The sequence below is a fragment of the Amycolatopsis sp. FBCC-B4732 genome (genome assembly GCF_023008405.1).
Taxonomy (GTDB): Bacteria; Actinomycetota; Actinomycetes; order Mycobacteriales; family Pseudonocardiaceae; genus Amycolatopsis; species Amycolatopsis pretoriensis_A.
The window spans coordinates 7690264-7709176 of sequence record NZ_CP095376.1; the positions used below are offsets into that span (position 1 = coordinate 7690264).

At 72.1% G+C, this 18913-nt stretch carries 20 protein-coding genes; 6 read left to right on the top strand and 14 right to left on the bottom strand.

Annotated elements, in window-relative coordinates; genetic code table 11:
* Nucleotides 1–20: 20 nt before the first annotated feature.
* The 3 genes from MUY14_RS34215 (at nt 21) to MUY14_RS34225 (ending at nt 2880) form a co-directional block, all read left to right on the top strand.
* Nucleotides 21–713 carry a sigma-70 family RNA polymerase sigma factor gene (locus MUY14_RS34215; protein WP_247015397.1) on the top strand — a complete coding sequence of 231 codons (693 nt, stop codon included), beginning with the start codon at nt 21–23 and terminating at the stop codon, nt 711–713.
* A gap of 112 nt (nt 714–825) precedes the next feature.
* Nucleotides 826–1893: a DUF5667 domain-containing protein gene (locus tag MUY14_RS34220; protein WP_247015399.1), complete on the top strand. Its 1068-nt coding sequence runs from the start codon at nt 826–828 to the stop codon at nt 1891–1893.
* Nucleotides 1894–1971: 78 nt separating this feature from the next.
* Nucleotides 1972–2880, top strand: coding sequence for an HAD family phosphatase (locus MUY14_RS34225; protein ID WP_247025383.1), 909 nt, complete (start codon nt 1972–1974; stop codon nt 2878–2880).
* 16 nt (nt 2881–2896) lie between these two features.
* On the opposite strand, the gene MUY14_RS34230 is transcribed toward MUY14_RS34225, so the two are convergent.
* The 5 genes from MUY14_RS34230 to MUY14_RS34250 all read right to left on the bottom strand — a co-directional run bounded on the left by MUY14_RS34230 (nt 2897) and on the right by MUY14_RS34250 (nt 6494).
* Nucleotides 2897–3871 carry a lysophospholipid acyltransferase family protein gene (locus tag MUY14_RS34230; RefSeq protein ID WP_247015401.1) on the bottom strand — a complete coding sequence of 325 codons (975 nt, stop codon included), beginning with the start codon at nt 3869–3871 and terminating at the stop codon, nt 2897–2899.
* A gap of 107 nt (nt 3872–3978) precedes the next feature.
* Nucleotides 3979–5022: an NAD-dependent epimerase/dehydratase family protein gene (locus tag MUY14_RS34235; protein WP_247015403.1), complete on the bottom strand. Its 1044-nt coding sequence runs from the start codon at nt 5020–5022 to the stop codon at nt 3979–3981.
* A gap of 256 nt (nt 5023–5278) precedes the next feature.
* Complete coding sequence (locus MUY14_RS34240) at nt 5279–5380, bottom strand: 30S ribosomal protein bS22 (RefSeq protein ID WP_007030867.1); 102 nt, start codon at nt 5378–5380, stop codon at nt 5279–5281.
* 155 nt (nt 5381–5535) lie between these two features.
* A complete protein-coding gene (locus MUY14_RS34245) occupies nt 5536–5751 on the bottom strand; it encodes a helix-turn-helix domain-containing protein (RefSeq protein ID WP_013222402.1) in 216 nt (71 codons plus the stop codon).
* Nucleotides 5752–5933: 182 nt separating this feature from the next.
* Nucleotides 5934–6494: a carboxymuconolactone decarboxylase family protein gene (locus tag MUY14_RS34250; RefSeq protein ID WP_247015405.1), complete on the bottom strand. Its 561-nt coding sequence runs from the start codon at nt 6492–6494 to the stop codon at nt 5934–5936.
* 41 nt (nt 6495–6535) lie between these two features.
* Between MUY14_RS34250 and MUY14_RS34255 the strand changes: the two genes are divergently transcribed.
* Nucleotides 6536–6862, top strand: coding sequence for a helix-turn-helix domain-containing protein (locus MUY14_RS34255; protein ID WP_247015407.1), 327 nt, complete (start codon nt 6536–6538; stop codon nt 6860–6862).
* On the opposite strand, the gene proC is transcribed toward MUY14_RS34255, so the two are convergent.
* The 8 genes from proC to MUY14_RS34295 form a co-directional block, all read right to left on the bottom strand.
* Nucleotides 6850–7659, bottom strand: coding sequence for a pyrroline-5-carboxylate reductase (gene proC, locus MUY14_RS34260; RefSeq protein WP_247015409.1), 810 nt, complete (start codon nt 7657–7659; stop codon nt 6850–6852). The two genes, MUY14_RS34255 and proC, sit on opposite strands and share 13 nt — an antisense overlap.
* A gap of 180 nt (nt 7660–7839) precedes the next feature.
* Nucleotides 7840–8667 (bottom strand): thioesterase family protein, encoded by an 828-nt coding sequence (locus tag MUY14_RS34265; RefSeq protein ID WP_247015411.1) that lies wholly within the window; start codon nt 8665–8667, stop codon nt 7840–7842.
* Between the two features lie 134 nt (nt 8668–8801).
* Entirely contained in the window at nt 8802–9614 is an 813-nt protein-coding gene (locus MUY14_RS34270; protein ID WP_247015413.1) for a sugar phosphate isomerase/epimerase, read from the bottom strand.
* A 77-nt stretch (nt 9615–9691) separates the two neighbouring features.
* On the bottom strand, nt 9692–11326 hold the full coding sequence (locus MUY14_RS34275) for a hypothetical protein (RefSeq protein ID WP_247015415.1): 1635 nt from the start codon (nt 11324–11326) through the stop codon (nt 9692–9694).
* Nucleotides 11327–11489: 163 nt separating this feature from the next.
* Nucleotides 11490–12473, bottom strand: a complete 984-nt coding sequence (locus MUY14_RS34280) for a Ppx/GppA phosphatase family protein (RefSeq protein ID WP_247015417.1) — start codon at nt 12471–12473, stop codon at nt 11490–11492.
* Between the two features lie 112 nt (nt 12474–12585).
* On the bottom strand, nt 12586–13275 hold the full coding sequence (locus tag MUY14_RS34285) for a response regulator transcription factor (protein WP_003062718.1): 690 nt from the start codon (nt 13273–13275) through the stop codon (nt 12586–12588).
* On the bottom strand, nt 13272–14513 hold the full coding sequence (locus MUY14_RS34290) for a cell wall metabolism sensor histidine kinase WalK (protein ID WP_247015419.1): 1242 nt from the start codon (nt 14511–14513) through the stop codon (nt 13272–13274). Before MUY14_RS34290 ends, MUY14_RS34285 begins: the two co-directional genes overlap by 4 nt.
* Before the next feature lie 146 nt (nt 14514–14659).
* On the bottom strand, nt 14660–15535 hold the full coding sequence (locus MUY14_RS34295; protein ID WP_247015421.1) for an oxidoreductase: 876 nt from the start codon (nt 15533–15535) through the stop codon (nt 14660–14662).
* A gap of 66 nt (nt 15536–15601) precedes the next feature.
* Between MUY14_RS34295 and MUY14_RS34300 the strand changes: the two genes are divergently transcribed.
* Both MUY14_RS34300 and MUY14_RS34305 read left to right on the top strand, forming a co-directional pair.
* Nucleotides 15602–16240 carry a DNA-binding response regulator gene (locus MUY14_RS34300; protein ID WP_247015423.1) on the top strand — a complete coding sequence of 213 codons (639 nt, stop codon included), beginning with the start codon at nt 15602–15604 and terminating at the stop codon, nt 16238–16240.
* Entirely contained in the window at nt 16237–17115 is an 879-nt protein-coding gene (locus tag MUY14_RS34305) for a hypothetical protein (protein ID WP_247015425.1), read from the top strand. Before MUY14_RS34300 ends, MUY14_RS34305 begins: the two co-directional genes overlap by 4 nt.
* A 1-nt stretch (nt 17116) precedes the next feature.
* Here the strand turns inward: MUY14_RS34305 and MUY14_RS34310 are convergent, their stop codons facing one another.
* Nucleotides 17117–17866 (bottom strand): phosphoglyceromutase, encoded by a 750-nt coding sequence (locus MUY14_RS34310; RefSeq protein WP_247015427.1) that lies wholly within the window; start codon nt 17864–17866, stop codon nt 17117–17119.
* Nucleotides 17867–18913 lie beyond the last annotated feature (1047 nt).

Genomic DNA, 18913 nt, shown 5'->3' on the forward strand with positions numbered 1-18913 from the left:
GCCGCCGGAGGTGCCGCCCGATGACCGTGCCGACCGCCGTGAGCCGCGGGCCCGTCTTCATGTTCGCCGAGCGCGTGTTCGGCCGATCCTCGACGGTGCCGGTGAGCAGGCAGGCGTCCGACGACGAACGCGCCGAGGCCGCGAAGGCCGAGGCGTGGGAGCTCGTGCGCGCCGCGCAGGACGGCGACACGTCCGCCTTCGGCCGCCTCTACGACCGCTACGTCGACGTCGTCTACCGGTACGTGCTGTTCCGGCTCGGCGACCGCGACCTGGCCGAAGACGTCACCAGCGAGACGTTCCTGCGCGCGCTGCGCCGGATCACGTCGGTGAGCTACCAGGGGCGTGACGTCGGCGCCTGGTTCGTCACCATCGCCCGCAACCTCGTGCTCGACCACGTGAAGTCGAGCCGGTTCAAGCTCGAGGTCGTCACCGACGAGGTGACCGAGCCCGGCTCGGCGCCGTTCAGCGTCGGCGCGACCGCGCAGGCGGGCCCCGAGCAGGAGGCCATCACCCGCGCGACCCGCGCCGAGCTGCTGCGCTGCGTCGCGGAACTGGGCGACGACCAGCGGGAATGCATCATCCTGCGGTTCCTGCAGGGCCTGTCGGTGGCGGAGACGGCCGCGATCATGAACCGCAACGAGGGTGCGATCAAGGCGCTCCAGCACCGGGCGGTACGCCGATTGGCACAACTTCTGCCCACCGGATTGCGCTGATCCCGCGAACTTTCCGGTCCGTCGACCGGAACCGGTAACCCCGGCACCTTCTTAATCGTTACTCCTGCCAGACCGGTGTCAGGACCGGCCATGGCCCGGATGGAGCTGCGCAGTGAGGTTTGCGCGTGAGCGAGCCGAGATCGACCGGTTCGCGCGTGCCCTGGAGCCGTCCCCGGTACGCCGGGACGGCGAGTTCGCCGACGAACTGGTTCTCGTCGGCGCGCTGCGCGACCTCGGTGCGGCCGGGGCGCCCGACCTGGAAACCCGGCAGCGGATCCGCGCGGAGATCGCGGGCCGCCTGGAGACGGCGGCGGCCACCCCGCGTCGGAGGTGGCGGCCGCGGACCGCCGACCTGGTGGCCGCCGCGCTCTTCCTGGTCCTGGTCCTCTCGGGCCTGACGCTGGTGCTGTCCCGGAGCGCGTTGCCCGGTGACGCGCTGTACAGCGTGAAGCGCGCCGGGGAGTCGACGGCGCTGGGCCTGACGTTCGGCGACCAGGCCAAGGCGCAGAAGCACCTGGAGTTCGCCACCAACCGGATCACCGAGCTCGGCGAGCTGGCCAGGGAAGACGCGAGCCAGGCCGACTACCGGACCGCCTACGACGACTTCGCCGCCGACCTGAAGGCGGGCGTCGCCCAGCTGGCCACGGTGGCCACCAGCGACGGCGGCGGGGCGCAGGCACTCGCCGACGTCCGGCTGTGGGCGCGCAACCAGGCGGCGCGGCTGACCTCGCAGCCGCTCCCGGCCGACGCGACGCCGGTGTTCGGCGACGTCCGCGACCTGCTGGGCAAGGTCCAGGAGCGCACGAGCGGGCTGGTGGCGCGGCTGAACTGCTACGAGATCACCACCGGCACGTCCGACGAGCTGGGGCTGCTCCCGGCGACCGGCGAGTGCACGGCCCGGCCGGCCCCGGCCGCGGGCGAGCAGCCGTCGTCCGGGCCGTCGTCGTCGGTGCCGGGCGAAAGCACCGCACCGCTCGCGACGGGCACGCAGCTGCCGCCTTCGGACGCGGCGGCCACCCCGGGCATCCCGGCCCCGACCGGCGGCGTGACGCCCCCGCCGGTGTACAGCGGCCCGACGACGAGCACGCGGCCGCCGTCGACCACCCCGGCGACGTCGACGCCGCCGCTGGTTTCGATCCCGCCGTTGCTGCCGGGCCTGCCGCCGATCGTGATCGGCTGAGGTCCGGGCCACACCTGCGACGGGGCGGTGGGCGGATCGCTACGCTGTGCGAAGGACCCGGACGTGGGCAGACGTGACGTGGAGGCGGTGTGCGTGTCAGCGTGGCGTGGCAGGGATAAGAGTCAGGAGCTGGAACGGCTCGCCGCGCTCGCGGGCGAGGCGTCGGCCGAGGCCGCCCACGCCCGAGTGGTTTCCGAACCCCCCTCGCCGCCCGCACCGCCGGACCTGACCGCGGCGGCGTTCTTCGACGTGGACAACACGATGATGATGGGCGCGTCGATCTTCTACTTCGCCCGCGGGCTCGCCGCGCGCAAGTTCTTCACCTCAGCCGACCTGGCCGGGTTCGTCTGGGGCCAGATCAAGTTCCGGCTCGGCGGCCGCGAGAACAAGGAAGACATCAAGACCCACCGCGAGCGCGCACTGTCCTTTGTGGCCGGCCGCACGGTGGCGGAGCTGACGTCGATCAGCGAAGAGATCTACGACGAGCTGATGGCGGACAAGATCTGGTCCGGCACCCGCGCGCTGGCCCAGATGCACCTGGACGCCGGCCAGCGCGTCTGGCTGGTCACGGCGACCCCGATCGAGCTGGCGGCGATCATCTCCCGCCGGCTCGGCCTCACCGGCGCGCTGGGCACGGTCGCGGAGACGCGTGACGGTGTCTACACGGGACGCTTGGTGGGCGACCTGCTGCACGGCCGCGCGAAGGCGCACGCGGTGCGGGCGCTGGCGTCCCGCGAGGGCCTGAACCTCAAGCGCTGCACGGCGTATTCGGACTCGGCCAACGACATCCCGATGCTGTCGGCGGTGGGCACGGCGGTGGCGGTCAACCCGGACGGCGGCCTGCGCGACGTGGCCCGCGCCCGCGGCTGGGAGATCCGCGACTTCCGCACCGGCCGCAAGGCGGCGAAGATCGGCGTGCCGTCAGTGCTGGGCGCGGGAGCTTTGGCGGGTGCGGTGGCGGCGGGCATGGCCTACCGCCGCCGCTGATCCCGGTGCAAGGTCCTCAGCCGCGGAAGACCGACTTCCGCTGGGAAAGGCGCTGGTACAGCGTCTGCTGGATCGACTCGCGGACCTGGTCGGTCAGCTGGAACACCAGCATCGGGTCCTCCACCGCCTCCGGCTCGAACTCGTCGGTGCGGATCGGCTCGCCGAACTCGATGCTCCACTTCGTCGGCAGCGGGAGGGCGCCCAGCAGGCCGAAGTGCGGGAAGAGCGGCGTCACCGGGAAGTACGGCAGCCCGAACATCCGCGCGAGGATCTTGATGTCGCCCAGCTTCGGGTAGATCTCCTCGGCGCCGATCACCGACACCGGGATGATCGGCACGCCGGCGCGCAGCGCGGCCGACACGAAACCGCCGCGGCCGAAGCGCTGCAGCTTGTAGCGGGACGAGAACGGCTTGCCGATGCCCTTGAAGCCCTCCGGCCACACCCCGACCAGCTCGCCCTTGCGCAGCAGGCGTTCGGCGTCCTCGTTGCAGGCCAGCGTCTGGCCGGACTTGCGCGCGAACGACCCCACCAGCGGCACCTGGAACACCAGGTCGGCGCCCAGTCCGCGCAGGTGACGGCCGCCGGTCTCGTCGTGGACCGCGACCGCCGTCATCAGCGAGTCGAGCGGCACCGTGCCGGAGTGGTTGGACACCAGCAGCGCGCCGCCGGAGGCCGGGAGGTTCTCGACGCCGTGCGTCTCGACGCGGAACCAGTTCTTGTACAGCGCGCGCAGCGGCGGCAGGAACACCGCGTCGGTCAGCTCGGCGTCGAAGCCGAACTCGTCGACCGTGTAGTCGCCGGTCAGCCGGTCGCGGATGAAGCCGAGCGCCGAGCGCGCGGCGGCCGAAAGGGGCTCCTCCGGGGATTCCTTCCCGGCGCCCGGGAAGGCGACGACCGGTGCGGCCGCCTCCTCACGGAGGTCCGCCGGGGCTCCCGGCTTCGCCCGGCCCGGTCCGTGCAGGGGGATGACCTGCGCCTCGGCACCGCCCACTGTCTCCGCCTCGCTTCCGAAGTCGCCCGAGTCGTGCGGTCTGCTGTGCCAAGCGGAGCTTCGCTCCGCGCCGGGGGCTCCGCCACCCGGACCCCCGGAGGGCCTGTTCACCGGCTCTGCCCCGTCGCAGCGGCGACGAGCACCTTCCCGGCCAGGCCCGCCAGCTTGGCGCCGTCGAGCACCGGCCGGAGCCCGCGTCCGACGATGTAGTCGTCGAACGCCTCTCGCGTGGTCCACCGCGGGGTGTACCCGAACTCGTTCTTCAGCTTCGTGATGTCGACGACCCGGCCGAAGTTCAGCAACCGGACCTGGTCGGCGGAAAAGTCCACGACCCGCGCGCCGCGCAGGACCTTGCCGACCGACGGCACCACCGTCCGCGGCATCGGCAGCTCGACCCGGCCCGCTCGCCGGATCGCCTGCGACAGCGTGAGTACCCCGTCCGAGCCGACGTTGAAGACGCCGGGCCGGTCGGTCAGGGTCGCTCGTTCCAGCACGGCCAGCGCGTCCGAAGAGTGCAGCAGCTGGATGCGGGCGTCGTACCCGAAGACCGTCGGGACCACCGGCAGCGCGAAGTAGCGCGAAAGGACGGTGTCGGTCGACGGCCCGATGATGTTGGCGAAGCGGAACAGCGTCGTGGTGATGTCGGGGCGGCGGCGCACGAGGCCGCGCACGTAGCCCTCCATCTCGACGGCGTCCTTCGCGTACCCGCTGGTCGACGTCGGGATGAGCTCGGAGTCCTCGGTGAACACCGCCTGCGAGCGGGCGCCGGCGCCGTAGACCGCCGCGGTCGACTTGACGACCAGCTTGCGGACGAGCGGCGAGCGCTGGCACGCGGCGAGCAGCCGCATCGTGCCGATGACGTTGACTTCCTTGATCGCCGTGCGGCGGCCCGGGCCGGCCGGGTGCGCGGTGCAGGACGCGTGCACCACGGTGTCGACCCTGGCGGTGCTGATCACCTTGGCGATCAGCGGGTTCCGGATGTCCGCGCGGACGAACTCCGCGTGGCCCATGCGCTGCAGGACCGTCTTGTCCGGCGGGACCGTGTCGACGCCGATGACCCGCTCGAAATCGGGGTTGTTGCCCAGCCGGGCGAGCAGTTTCCCGCCCAGTTCGCCGGCGACCCCGGTGACGAGCACGATGTTCGACGGCATGCGACTCCCTGCGGCGTAGGGCGTGGTGGGGGTGGACGATCACCCGAAGTGCGCGGGCCTGCACTCACTGGAAGCATCGCGCGGACACCATTGAGATGTTACCGCTCATCAGTGGTAGCTCAGGGGTGTCTTACGTGCTATTAACCGCTTTCCCCCGGAAAGCGACGAAGGCCTCACTCGAACGGGGGGAACCGGCCCACCACATGGACGTGGCCCGTCCAGAGACTGGACGGGCCACGGTCACGCTCGGCAGGGTTTACTTGCCGGCCTTACGACGCTGGACGCGCGTACGGCGAAGCAGCTTGCGGTGCTTCTTCTTCGACATGCGCTTGCGGCGCTTCTTGATCACAGAGCCCATGGGCGCTCCTTAGGTCGTCGTCGGTCACGCTGCCCGGCGCAGCGTCCAACGGGTGGAGCGCACAGGCACGAGCGGTTTTCCAGGTTACCCGTTACCCGGTGCGGGCCGGTCGGCGGGCACGTCGTAAGGCGACGTGCCGCCGGCCGCGACGGGGATCACCCCACGTCGTAGTAAGCGCCCTGGAGGTACTCGTGCACTGCTTTTTCCGGCACCCGGAAGGACTTCCCGACCCTGACGGCGGGCAGCTCACCCGAGTGCACGAGACGGTAGACGGTCATCTTGGAGACCCGCATCAGCGTGGCCACTTCGGCGACCGTCAGGAACTGGACCTGCCCGACTGCCGGCAGATCCTCCTTCTTGTTCGGCGACATGTTTACCGCGTCCTTCGACACGTGTCGCGCCACGAGGCTTCCCCACCTGTGGTATCGACACGCACGTGCTCTATCGAGAGTAGCGGGACTGGTGGGACTAATGCGACGCCTGTCACCGAGATGGGCTCCTACCTGCGCTAACGCACAGGCACCCGCGCGTGCAAGACCCGCGGAATCGCCCATTACGGCGAATCCGGGCCCGTCGTGCCCGGTTCGAGGGGTAGCCGGAGCGCCCGGACGGTGAACGAAATCGCGTGGTACCAGCCGCAGACGAGCGTGAGGTCGAGCGGACCGGCTTCGCCGACGGCGGCCACCAGCGCGGCCCAGGTCCCGTCGGCGAGGTCGTGGGTGGCGTGCAGCTCGTCAACGGCGGTCAGCACCGCGCGGTCCCCCGCGTCCCAGCAGCCGTCGGCCGGGCCGCCGGTGGCGAGCGAGCGGACCTGGGCGTCGTCGAGCCCGGCCTTCGCCGCGAAGGCCGCGATGTGCACACCCCATTCGTAGCCGGCGCCGCACAGCGCGGTCGTGCGGTCGATGACCAGCTCGCGCTGCCGGACGGTGAGCGCCGAGTCCCGCGAGAAGTAGTACCGCCCCCAGCTCGCGACGCCCCTGGCCAGCGCCGGGCGGCGGGCCCACACGCGGAACAGCGCGATCGGCGGGCCCAGCCGCTCGAGGGCTTCGGCGGTCTCGGCGTCGAAGGGCGGTTCGAGCGGGGCGATCCGCGGCTGCTTCGATTTCAGAGGCATAACCGGCAAGCTGACATCGGCGCTTCGGAAAGGAAAGCACGATGACCCCACTCCCGGGCCGCCCCGTCCGCGGCTCGACGACCCGCCGCCCGGTGATGGCACTGCTCGACCTGCTCGGCCGCCGCTGGGCGCTGCGGATCCTCTGGGAGCTGCGCGACTCGGCGCTCACGTTCCGCACGCTCCAGCAGCGCTGCGACGGCGTCTCGTCGAGCGTGCTGGCCACGCGGCTGCGCGAACTGGCCGAGGCGGACCTGGCCGACCACAGCGGCGACGGCTACGCGCTCACCGAGCAGGGCCGTTCACTGTTCGGGACGCTGGTCGAGCTGGACGCGTGGGCGTCCCGCTGGCGGCCGCGTCAGCCTTCGTGAGCCTTGCCCAGCTCCTCGGACCGGTCCTTCGCCGCTTCGATGGCGTCGAGCAGGGCCGCGCGCACGCCGTGCTTCTCCAGCTCGCGGATGGCGTTGATGGTGGTGCCCGCGGGCGACGTCACGGCCTCGCGCAGCAGCACCGGGTGCTCCTCGGACTCGGCGAGCATCTTCGCCGCCCCGACGGCCGACTGGATGATCAGCTGGCCGGCCAGCGCACGCGGGAGGCCGAGCAGGATGCCGGCGTCGATCATGGCCTCGACCAGGAAGAAGAAGTAGGCGGGCCCGGACCCGGACAACGCCGTGACGGCGTCCTGCTGTCCCTCGGGCACCTCGACGACCTTCCCGACGTGCGAGAGCAGGTCCCGCACGACGGCGAGGTGCTCCGCGGTCGCGTACCGGCCGGCGGAGATGGCGCTCATGGCCTCGTTGACCAGCATCGGCGTGTTGGGCATGACCCGCACGACCGGCACCCCGTCGGCGAGCCGTCGCTCGTACAGCGACGTAGGCAGCCCCGCGCACAGCGACACGACGAGCGACGACGGCCCGAGCAGCGGCGCGAGCTCGTCGAGCACGGGCTCGATGTCCTGCGGCTTCACGGCGACGACCAGGATGTCGGCCTGCTTGGCGGCCTCCTCGACCTCGACGCCGCGGATCCCGTACCGCGCGGTGAGCTCTTCGACACGCGCCGGGTACCGCTCGGTGAAGAGCAGGTCGCCCGGCTGGTGGCCGCCGTGCAGCAGCCCCGAGAGCAACGCCTCGCCGATCTTTCCCGCACCCAGCACCGCGATGACCGTCATGCGCTCAAGCGTGCCAAACCCGCCCCGGGCCGCCGGTGCCGGGGCGAGCTGCCGGTCCGAAGGGCCATGAACGACTCGTTCACCACGCCAGACGCCGTGAAAGGGTCGTTCATGACATCGCCGCGCTCGACCGCTCGCTGGGGGGGGGGCTGGGCCCGCCCGCGACGGCTCCGGACGTCCTCAGCCGCCCGGGGCCGGGGCCAGGCCCAGCTGCCGGGCCTGGCAGACCAGCCGGCCCTGCGAGTCCACCACCGTCGCGTCCGAGTCGAACCACGACTCGTGCACCGACCTCGACTCCACCACCACCCGCAGCCAGCCCGGGGCCGGGCGCGTGCGCAGCAGCGCCGTCAGCTGCACCGTCGGGGCCCAGCCGATGCGGCCCAGGTTCATCACCACCGGCGGGTTCACGTCCGACGCCAGCAGCGTGAAGTACGGGTCGACCAGGCTGTGCCGCGGGCGGACCCACAGCCGCATCCGGGGTGGCTCGTCCGTGCGGCCGGCCAGGTAGCCCGCCGTCGCCGGGTCCAGGCGGACCTCGCAGCCCTTGGCCAGGTTGAACGGGCCCTCCGTGCTCTCCGCCATCGCGAGCGCGCCCGGGGGCGGCTCCACGGGCATCGCCGGGACGTCCGTCCACTCCGGGCGGCGCATCGGCAGCCGGCCGGTCGTCACGCGCGCCTCGACGCAGCTGCGGCCGCGCTGCTCCAGGCGGACCTCGACGACCGTCGCGCGGCGGCCGACCTTGCGGACGTCCGTGCGCAGCAGGACCGGGCCCAGCGCCGGCGCGTGCAGGAACTCCGCGCTGACGACGAGGGGCTCCGCGTGCGGCTCCCCGCGTTCGTGCAGGGCGGAGATCGCCGCCTTGGCCAGCAGGGCCAGCAGGAAACCCCCGTGCGGGTGCGAGCCGATGGCCCACTCCGCACGCAGCACCGCGGTGAAGGTGCCGTCCCCCAGCGACCGCGCCGCACTCGCCGTGTCGAAGGACACGGCCGTGCCGTCCGATCCGCTCACGAACGCTCCGCGCCGAACGGGGAATCCGGAAAGGGGACGATCAACGCGGGCGACGGGTTCACGGTCCGAACTTTACGGGTTGAACGGGCGTAAACGGTGGCGGGAGTAGTCGTGTCCTGTCAGAACGTGCTCGTTCATTGCCCGAGGTGGAAACGCGCGAACAAAAGCGCCTCCGCCAGATCACGCACCCGCTGGGCCGGCGTGCCGGCGTGCCGGGTGTTGATCTCCAGCACGATCTGGCCGGCGAAACCGCTGCTGACCAGCTTCTCGAGGAGTTCGGCGCAGGGCTGGCCACCCCTTCCGGGTACCAGGTGCTCGTCCTTCGGGACGCCGGTGCCGTCCGCCAAGTGGACGTGCGTGAGGCCTTCACCCATTCGCTGCGCGAGCGCCAGCGCGTCCATTCCGGCTGCCGCTGTGTGGGACAGGTCGAGCGTGTAGTGCCGGAACCCGACGTCCGTCGGATCGATCGACGGCCGGAATGCCGACACCCGGGAAGTGCGCGAACCGCCGGGCGGCCGCACCTTGAACATGTTTTCCACCGCGATTTCGACGCCGCTCGACTCTTCGAGCTCGTCGACGAGATCACCGAACGCGTCGCCGTAGCGGCGTTGCCAGCGAAACGGCGGGTGCACCACGACCGTGCGGGCGCCGAGTTCGAGCGCCGCGTCGACCGACATCCGCAGCCGGACCACCGGGTCCGGCGACCAGATCCGCTGCGTGATCAGCAGCGACGGCGAGTGGATCGACAGCACCGGCACCCCGGTGCGGCGCGACCAGCGCCGCAGCGCCGAGACGTCCTGGCTGACCGGGTCGGCCCAGACCATCACCTCGACGCCGTCGTAGCCGAGCTCGGCCGCCAGTTCGAAGGCCGCACCGGCTTTGAGGGGCCACACCGACGCCGTGCTCAGGCCCACCGGCACCGGCTTCTCGTCTGTCACGCGCGCCATCCTGCCTCGTCACCGAGGGCAGCCGGAGGCGCCGGGCCGGTAGGGGGACGCGGATCACCGCGTCCCCGCGGCGGACGTCAGCGGCCGACGAGCAGCAACGCGGCGGGCGACACCGTCACCACCAGGCCGACCAGCACGGCCAGCACGGTGGTCTGCAGGTCTTCGGCGCGGCGGATCTTCCGCACGATCCAGACCAGCGCGACGACCACCAGCAGCGCCGCGACCAGTGCCGCGGCCGGGATGTTCACCCACAGCCAGTTGAAGCCGAGCCAGACGGCGGCACCGCCGACCACGCCCATCGCCAGCTGGCCGGCCAGCGCGAGCCACGCCTTGCCGGGCGAGACGACGGCGGCCGGTTCCGGGGCGGGCTCGGGTGCGTCGTCGTACTCGTCGTCTTCGTAGCCTTCGCCCTGCTCGTAGGCGTAGTCGTCCTGCTCGAAGTCCGGGCCGTCGGCCGGGTAGCCGTCGGCGAACTCGCGCTCGTAGGGCTCGAGGTCGTCCGGGATCGGCGCGCGCGAGGCGCGGTCGCCGGGCGCGAACGGCATCGGCGGCGGGTACGCGCCCGTCGGCGGGCCGGCGTCGTAGGCGGCCTGGTAGCCGCTGCCTTCCGGCGCGAAGCCTTCGGGCTCGAAGTCGTCCTCGGGGTAGCCGTCGCCGGGGGCGTCGGTGGGCACCGCCGGCATCACGCCGATCTCGGTGTCCTCCATCTGCTCCTTCTGCCGGCGCTTGCGCCAGTTCGCGAGGCCGGGCGCGGAGGGCTCGTCACCCTTCTTCGACGGCGGCTCGTCGTCGGGCACCGCCGAGAACTGCTCGGTGTACGCCTCCGGCTGGGGCTGCGGACGGCGGCTCGGGGCCCGGCGGGGCCGGCCGGGCGCGGCCGGCGGCGTGGCGAACGTGCCGCTGGCCATCGGGCCGGGCGGGACGTCGATATCGGCGTCCGGGGTGCCGTTGAGCCCGTCCAGCCGGGCCGACAGCGGGCCGGCCGGTGGCGGCGATGCCGGGAGCTGCTGCGAGGGCTGCGGCGGCGTCGGCAGCTGCTGGGACGGCTGCGGCGGGCCCGGCCGGCGGCGGACCGGCGGGACGGCCCCGCGGGTCTCCTCGGCGGCGGGCGGCGGGACCGGCAGCTGCTGCGACGGCTGCGGGGGCGGCGGCTGGCGCCGGGGCGCGCGCGGCGGCACCGGCAGCTGCGCGGACTCCGGCGGCCGCGGTGCCGCGGGCGGCGGCTCCGGCGGGGCCGGGCGGCTGAACTGGCCGGACTCCTGCGGCGGCCGGACGTACTGGCTCGACTCCGGCGGCGGGACCGGGCGCTGGTACTGGCCGGACTCGGCGCCACCGGGCGCGGGCCGCGCCGGGGGCGGCGGCACCGGCCGGGGCAGCGGCTGGGAGTCCTGCGGCACCGCGCGGGGCGCGGGCGGCGGCGGGGGCGGCGGTTCGGCGCGGCGGCGCCCGGTGGGACGGCCGGGGGGCGGCGGGGGCGGAGCGCCCTCCGAGGCCACCCGGTCGATGATCGCCTGCGGCCCGGTGTCGCTCACGCCCGGACGCCGGTGCGATCCGGTCACGCCCGGTGCGGCTTCGGGGGTGCCGGGTTCGTCGTCGTCATCGGCCGCGCGCCGACGACGGCGCCGGCCGCCGCCTTCGGCCTGGGCACCGTGCTGGGCGAGCAACTCAGCCACGGTCTTCTGCGGCTGGTCGCCTCCGGTCTGGTCCGTCATACCTGGCATTCCCTCGCGCGCACCGAATTGTCGCTGGCGGCACCTCGCGGGGAGGTCCCCGACGGCATTCCGGCGGCGCAGCGCGCGCTGTGCACCGACCTTCGCATCTCCGTCACCTCTCCACCGTGCCCGTTCTCCGTCCGGGAAGTCCAGCCGGGTGCTTTCACCGGTCCTCCTGTGCGCTGAAGCGCCCGGCGTGGGCGGCTCCAGTCTCATCCGCGCCGTTGGAATGGTCCAGCCGCCGCAGGATCACACCCTCTCGCAGAGCCCACGGGCAAATCTCGAGTTCCGGAACTCCGAGCGCCCGCATCGTGGCCTGCGCGACGAGCGCACCCGCCACCAGCTGGTGCGATCGGCCCGAGCTGACGCCCTCCAGGTGGGCCAGATCGGCCGAGGACATCCGCGAGATGAAGGCCAGGAGCTGGCGCAACGCGGTGTCCGTGAGCGTACGTCGCACGCGCGGGCCGGCCGCCGAAGGGGCGGCGCCGGTCAGCCGGGCGAGTGACCGGAAGGTCTTCGACGTGGCCACGACGCGGTCCGGTTCACCCCATTTGGCGACCTTGCGCGCGAGCTCGGTGAGCTGGTCGTCCAGCCACGCCGACGTCGCGACGAGCTCGGAGCGCGTCGGCGGGTCGTGCTTGAACCGGGTGCGCGTGGTCCGCCCGGCCCCGAGCGGCAGGGATTCGGCCAGCACGGGTTCTTCGTCACGGCCCATCGCGACCTCGAGCGAGCCACCGCCGATGTCGAGCACGAGCAGCTGCCCGGCCGACCACCCGTACCACCGGCGGACGGCGAGGAAGGTGTGCCGGGCTTCGTCGACCCCGGACAGGACCTGCAGCTCGACGCCGGTCTTGTCGGCCACGCGGGCCAGCACCTTGGCGGAGTTCTTCGCTTCGCGGACCGCGGAGGTGGCGAAGGCCATCAGCTCTTCGCAGCCCAGCCGCGCGGCCGCGTCCTTGGCGGATTCGACGGCGGTCACGAGCTCGTCGGCACCGGCCTTCGAGAGCTCCCCGCCGGGGGTGATCTGCTCGGCCAGCCGCAGCACGGACTTCTCGGAATGCATCGGGGTCGGGTGGGCGCCACGGTGGGCATCGACCACGAGCAGGTGGACGGTGTTGGAACCGACGTCGAGTACCCCTAGGCGCACGGGGGTCCAGGGTACCGGCCCCGGCGCCAGGTCTCGAACTTGTAACCGAAAACACTCGGTGCGGCTTCGTCCCGGCGCGCCTCCCGCCGGGACGAAGCCGCCCAAAGAGGATTTACGTCTCGAACTTGTAGCCCAGTCCGCGAACCGTCACCAGGTGCCGCGGCGAGCCCGGGTCCGGTTCGATCTTCGAGCGCAGCCGCTTCACGTGGACGTCGAGCGTCTTCGTGTCGCCGACGTAGTCCGCGCCCCACACCCGGTCGATCAGCTGCCCGCGGGTCAGCACCCGGCCGACGTTGCGCAGCAGGTACTCGAGGAGGTCGAACTCCTTGAGCGGGAGCGACACCTCGGCGCCGTCGACGGTCACCACGTGCCGCTCGACGTCCATCCGCACCGGGCCCGCCGAGAGCACCAGCGGGGCCAGCTCGCCCTCCGAGCCCGGCTCGCCGCCGCGGCGCAGGACCGCCCGGACCCGCGCGATCAGCTCCCGCGCCGAGTACGGCTTGGTGACGTAGTCGTCCGCGCCCAGTTCCAGGCCGACGACCTTGTCGATCTCGCTGTCTCGCGCGGTCACCATGATCACCGGCACGGCCGAGCGCTGGCGCAGCTGCTTGCACACGTCGGTGCCGCTCATCCCGGGCAGCATCAGGTCGAGCAGCACGATGTCGGCGCCGTTGCGGTCGAACTCCTCCAGCGCGGCCTGGCCGGTGCCGGCCACGGCCGCGGTGAACCCTTCCTTGCGCAGCAGGAAGGCGAGGGGGTCGGCGAACGACTCCTCGTCCTCGACGATGAGAACCCTGGTCACAGGTTTCCTCCATGATCTGGGCTGTCCTGCCCGGTAACCACGAGCCTCTGGGTGCGCTCGGGGGTCTTCTCCTGCCGCGGTGCCGGCGAGGTCTTGGCGGCCCGCGCCGGCTCCGGCGCGGGCTCGGGGCTGACGTGCGCGGGGATGCGCAGGGTGAACGTCGAGCCGGTGCCCGGCCGGCTCCACAGCCCGACCGAGCCGCCGTGGTTGGCCGCGACGTGCTTGACGATCGCCAGGCCCAGCCCGGTGCCGCCGGTGGCGCGCGAGCGGGCCTTGTCGGCGCGGTAGAAGCGCTCGAACACCCGGGTCTGCTCGTCCTCGGGGATGCCGATGCCGCGGTCGGTGACGGCGACCTCGACCATCCCGTCGGCCAGCCGCCTGCTGATCGAGACCGGGCTGCCGGCCGGCGAGTACGCGACCGCGTTCTCCAGCAGGTTCGACAGCGCGGTGACCAGCAGCGTCCGGTCGCCCTCGATGAGCAGGCCGCTGGCGGTGTCGGTGGTGATCCGGATGTCGGCCGACTCGGCCGAGAGCGTGGTCCGGCCGAGCGCCTCGCGGACGACCGCGTCGACCTCGACGACGTTGAGGTCGGGCAGCCGTTCGGCGCCCTGCAGCCGCGACAGCGCGATCAGCTCGGTGACGAGCTGGCCGAGGCGGGTGGACTCGCGCAGGATCTTGCCGCCGAACCGGCGGACCTCTTCGACGTCATCGGCGGCGTCGAGGACGGCCTCGGTGAGCAGCGCGATCGCGCCGACCGGGGTCTTGAGCTCGTGGCTGACGTTGGCGACGAAGTCGCGGCGCACGGCCTCCAGGCGGATGGCCTCGGAGTGGTCGACGGCCTCGACGACGGTGAAGCCGTCGCCGAGCGGCCGGACCTGGCCGAGCACCGCTTCCGGCTGGCGGCCGCGGGCCTCCAGCGGCGAAAGGTCGATCTCCAGCGGCTCGTCGGTCTCGACGACCTGCTCGGCGGCCTTGCGGGCCCGCGGGTCGGCCTGGTTGACCTTGACGAGACCCAGCTCGTAGGCGCGTGGGTTGTGCAGCACCATGTCGCCGAACCGGTTGAGCACGACGATGCCGTTGTTCGAGGAGCGGACCAGCCGTTCGAGGAGCTCGGCGACCGTCGGGCCCGGTGGCCGGGCTTCCTCCCGGCGCGAGCGGGCCCGCGCGAGGAGGTAGCCGGCCACCGCACCGGCCACCAGTGCGCCGATGGCCAGTGCGAGTGAAACAGGCGTGGTCACGGGCCGATCGTAAGCTGAGAAGTGGCCCTTCGGCCTAGCGTTGTCCGCCTTGTCGTGAGCACCGCGACACCTGCGGAGGACATGTTCGCCGGGGCTTCAGGCGGCGTTCACCCGATCGATTCCGCGGCGAGACATACCGGGTGAATTCACCCCTTCGCGTCGAGTGTCGCCAAATCGTCCGCGGTGAGCTCCAGCGCCGCCGCGGCGACGTTCTGCTCGAGGTGCGCGACGTCGCCGGTGCCGGGGATGGCGAGCACGTGCGGGCCCTGGTGCAGGGTCCACGCGAGGCGCACCTGCGCGGGGGTGGCGTCGTGCCGGCGCGCGACGGTGGCGACCCGCTCGTCCTCCCCCTGGCCGCTGGCGACGGCGAAGAACGGCACGAAAGCGATGCCGCGCTCGGCGCACATCCGGACGATCTCGTCGTCCTCCCGGCGGGCGGTGAGGCCGTACTGGTTCTGGACGCAGACGACCGGCGCGATCTCGAGGGCCTCGGTGAGGTGGTGCGGCGCGACGTTGGAGATGCCCAGCTCGCGGATGAGACCTTCCTCGCGCAGCTCGGCGAGCGCGCCGAAGCCGTCGGCGAGCGAGCCTTCCCCGCGGTCCAGGCCTTCGCCGATCCGGTAGTTGGCGACGTCGAGGTGGTCCAGCCCCAGCTCGCGGAGGTTCTCTTCGACCTGGGCCCGCAGCTGGTCCGGGCGGGCGGTGTAGAACGCGCCGGTGAAGTCGCGGCCCGGGCCGACCTTGGTGGTGATCGTCAGGTTCTCGTAGGGCGCGAGGGCGGTGTTGATCAGCTCGTTGGCCGAGCGCGGGCCGGCGAAGTAGAAGACGGCGGTGTCGATGTGGTTGACGCCGAGCTCGACCGCGCGGCGCAGCACGGCGATCGCCGTCTCGCGGCTCCGGATGCCGCCGTCCGAAGTGGACATCAGGCGCATCGCGCCGAACCCGAGCCGGTTGACTTCGAAGGAGCCGAGCTTCCAGGTGCCCGCCGCGGCGGCGGGGGTGGCGGTGGTGTTCGTGGTCATGGCTCCAGCGTCGCGATCCGGCCCGCGCACCGCCGGTTTTGGCATTTTGCTGCCAGACTGGAATGCGTGGAGAGAGTGAGTGACGTCGTCGTCGTGCGGGGCGAGGCCGAGCTGTTCGAGCGGACCCGGCACCTGTTCGCGACCGCGACGGAGATCTCGTGCGCGGCGCGGGACCTGCACACCTGGTCGGTGGCGCACCCGAGCGCGCCGGAACGGGAGCAGGCCGTGCGCTCGATGTCCGTGCGCAAGATGTACCTGCCCGGCGTCCTGTTCGACCCGGCGCTGGCGGAGCACCTGCGGTTCATGACCACGCACGGCGCCCGCATCCGGATCACCGAGCGCGAGGTCAACGAGACGATCCTGCTGGACCGCCGGATCGCGATCGTGGCGGGCGACCACGTCGGCGGCGTCCGCAGCTACACCGTCGTCAGCAGCCCGGAGCTGGTCCAGGGCATCCAGTCGCTGTTCGAGGCGGCCTGGGCCGGCGGCACCGACCTCGAGTCCTACCAGGCCCGGTTCACCGAGCTGGGCGCGCGCGAGATCCTCGAGCAGCTGGCGTCCGGCTGCAAGGACGAGACGGCGGCCCGCACCCTCGGCGTGGGCCTGCGGACCTACCGGCGCCGGGTGGCGGAGCTGATGGACGTCCTGGGCGCGTCGTCGCGGTTCCAGGCCGGGGCGCGGGCCCGCGAAGCCGGACTCCTGTGAAGCGAGCTCTCCTGGCGCTCGTCCTGGTGACGTCGGCGTGCTCGTCGGCGGTCTCGGGGACGGCTCAGCCGCTGACGGGCAACCTCGCGCTGGTCAACGCACCCGGGACGGCCGCCGCGCTCGCCGACGTGAAGACGGCGGCCGAAGCGGTGTTCAGCTACGACTCCGCGAACCCGGCGGCCTTCGACCAGGCCGTCGCCTCGAACGTCACCGGCGCGGCGAAGGACCAGCTCACGGCGTTGTTCGACCAGATTAGGAAGAGCCCGCAGCCGGTCCACCTGGTCACGCGGGTGCGGGAGGCGGCCGCGGTGGAGTTCACCGGCGACCGGATCCGCGAACTGGCCGTGCTCCGGCAGGACAGCGGCGCCGCGCAGGGCCTGGCCACGGTCGCGGTCACCGCGACCCGGCAAGGCGGGCGCTGGCGGCTCACCGACCTCGCGATGGACCCGGCGCAGCCGACGCCGGCCGCGCAGCCGGACGACGGTAGCCCCGGCGGGGTGCGCGACTCGGCGCTGGCCGGCGCCCGCGCGGTGGCGGGCGCGCTCTTCACGACCGACAGCGGCGATCCCGAAGGCAGCTACGCCCGGGCCGAAGCCGTCCTCGCCGATCCGCTGCTGAGCGACTACCGCTCGAGGAAGGCGACCTACGTCGAGGCGATCCGCAAGGTGGGCACGAAGGTCGCGCTCGGCCCGAACCCGATGGCCGGGGGCCTCGCGATCGCCGGTGAACGGGCGGTCGTGCTGTTCTTCACGACGCTGCAGGTCACCGACACCACCGGGAAGGTGACCACCCGCCCCTTCACGGCCGAACTCGACGTCGTCCGCGAAGGGGCGAGCTGGAAGGCGACCGGCGTGCGGCCGGTCGTCTCGCCCTAGCTCAGCGGCCCTGGTTGGCGACCGCGGCGGCGGCCTCCTTGGCGGCCTCGGGGTCGAGGTACTCGCCGCCGGCCTTGACCGGCTTGAGGTCGTCGGTGAGGTCGTAGCGCAGCGGGATGCCGGTCGGGATGTTCAGGCCGGCGATGTCGGCGTCGGAGATCCCGTCGAGGTGCTTGACGAGCGCGCGCAGCGAGTTGCCGTGCGCGGCGACCAGCACGGTCTTGCCCGCCCGCAGGTCCGGCACGATCGCGGACTCCCAGTACGGCAGGAGCCGCTCGACGACGTCCTTGAGGCACTCGGTCAGCGGCGCGTCGTCGCCGAGGTTCGCGTACCGGGCGTCGCCGGCCTGGCTCCACTCGTCCTTCGGGTCGATCGCGGGCGGCGGGGTGTCGTAGGAGCGGCGCCAGAGCATGAACTGCTCCTCGCCGAACTCCGCGAGGGTCTGCTTCTTGTCCTTGCCCTGCAGCGCGCCGTAGTGGCGCTCGTTGAGCCGCCAGTCGCGCTTGACCGGGATCCAGTGCCGGTCGGCGGCGTCCAGCGCGATGTTCGCGGTGGCGATCGCGCGGCGCAGCAGCGAGGTGTGCACCACGTCCGGCAGCAGGCCGGCGCCGGCCAGCAGCGTGCCGCCCTGGCGGGCTTCGCCCTCACCCTGCTCCGACAGCGGCACGTCCACCCAGCCGGTGAACAGGTTTTCCGCGTTCCACGTGCTCTGCCCGTGGCGGAGCAGCACCAACGTCCCGAGTTCAGCCATGCGCCAAGCCTGCCAGAACCGTTTCGTGAATCCACCAGTGACCTCGACCTACGCAGAGTGTGTTACTCCTAAGTAACACCTCACTCTTCGACAAGGCAAAGCGCCAACAACGCGCAAATTCCGGGCAGCGAACTGCACACCGTTATCGCTCAGCGGTAAATTCACTCGAACGGACTAGTGAGTAGTCTTGTGATTACCCGTCGAGATCTGACAGGTTGACTACGTCCCGAGCGGCTGGATTCCACGCACTCCCCGGCCGCATTCGGGCTTTGACCGCGGCTCGTCTCCCCCCTGCCGAGCCGCGGCCCGCCGGCCCCGTTGGCACCCCCCTCGTCACCGGGTCCTGATCGGCGGGAACTTCAGCGGGGCGGCTCGAGATCGCGACTCCCCCCTCCCTCGAGCCGTCCCGCCTGCCCGCTCACACCTCGACCGGCTCCCGTTCAAAGCCGCGCCCCCACACCCGAGACGGACCAAGCCGCACAGCTCCGCACACCATGAAAGACCCTTTCACCCCACCAAACGCAGTGAACGGGTCTTTCACGACGTCGCAAGCACGCCCGCCCACACCTCGACCGGCTCCCGTTCAAAGCCGCGCCCCCACACCCGAGACGGACCAAGCCGCACAGCTCCGCACACCATGAAAGACCCGTTCACCCCACCAAACGCAGTGAACGGGTCTTTCACGACGTCGCAAGCACGCCCGCCCACACCTCGACCGGCTCCCGTTCAAAGCCGCGCCCCCACACCCGAGACGGACCAAGCCGCACAGCTCCGCACACCATGAAAGACCCTTTCACCCCACCAAACGCAGTGAACGGGTCTTTCACGACGTCGCAAGCACGCCCGCCCACACCTCGACCGGCTCCCGTTCAAAGCCGCGCCCCCACACCCGAGACGGACCAAGCCGCACAGCTCCGCACACCATGAAAGACCCGTTCACCCCACCAAACGCGATGAACGGGTCTTTCACGACGTCGCAAGCACGCCCACTCACACCTCGACCGGCTCCCGTTCAAAGCCGCGCCCCCACACCCGAGACGGACCAAG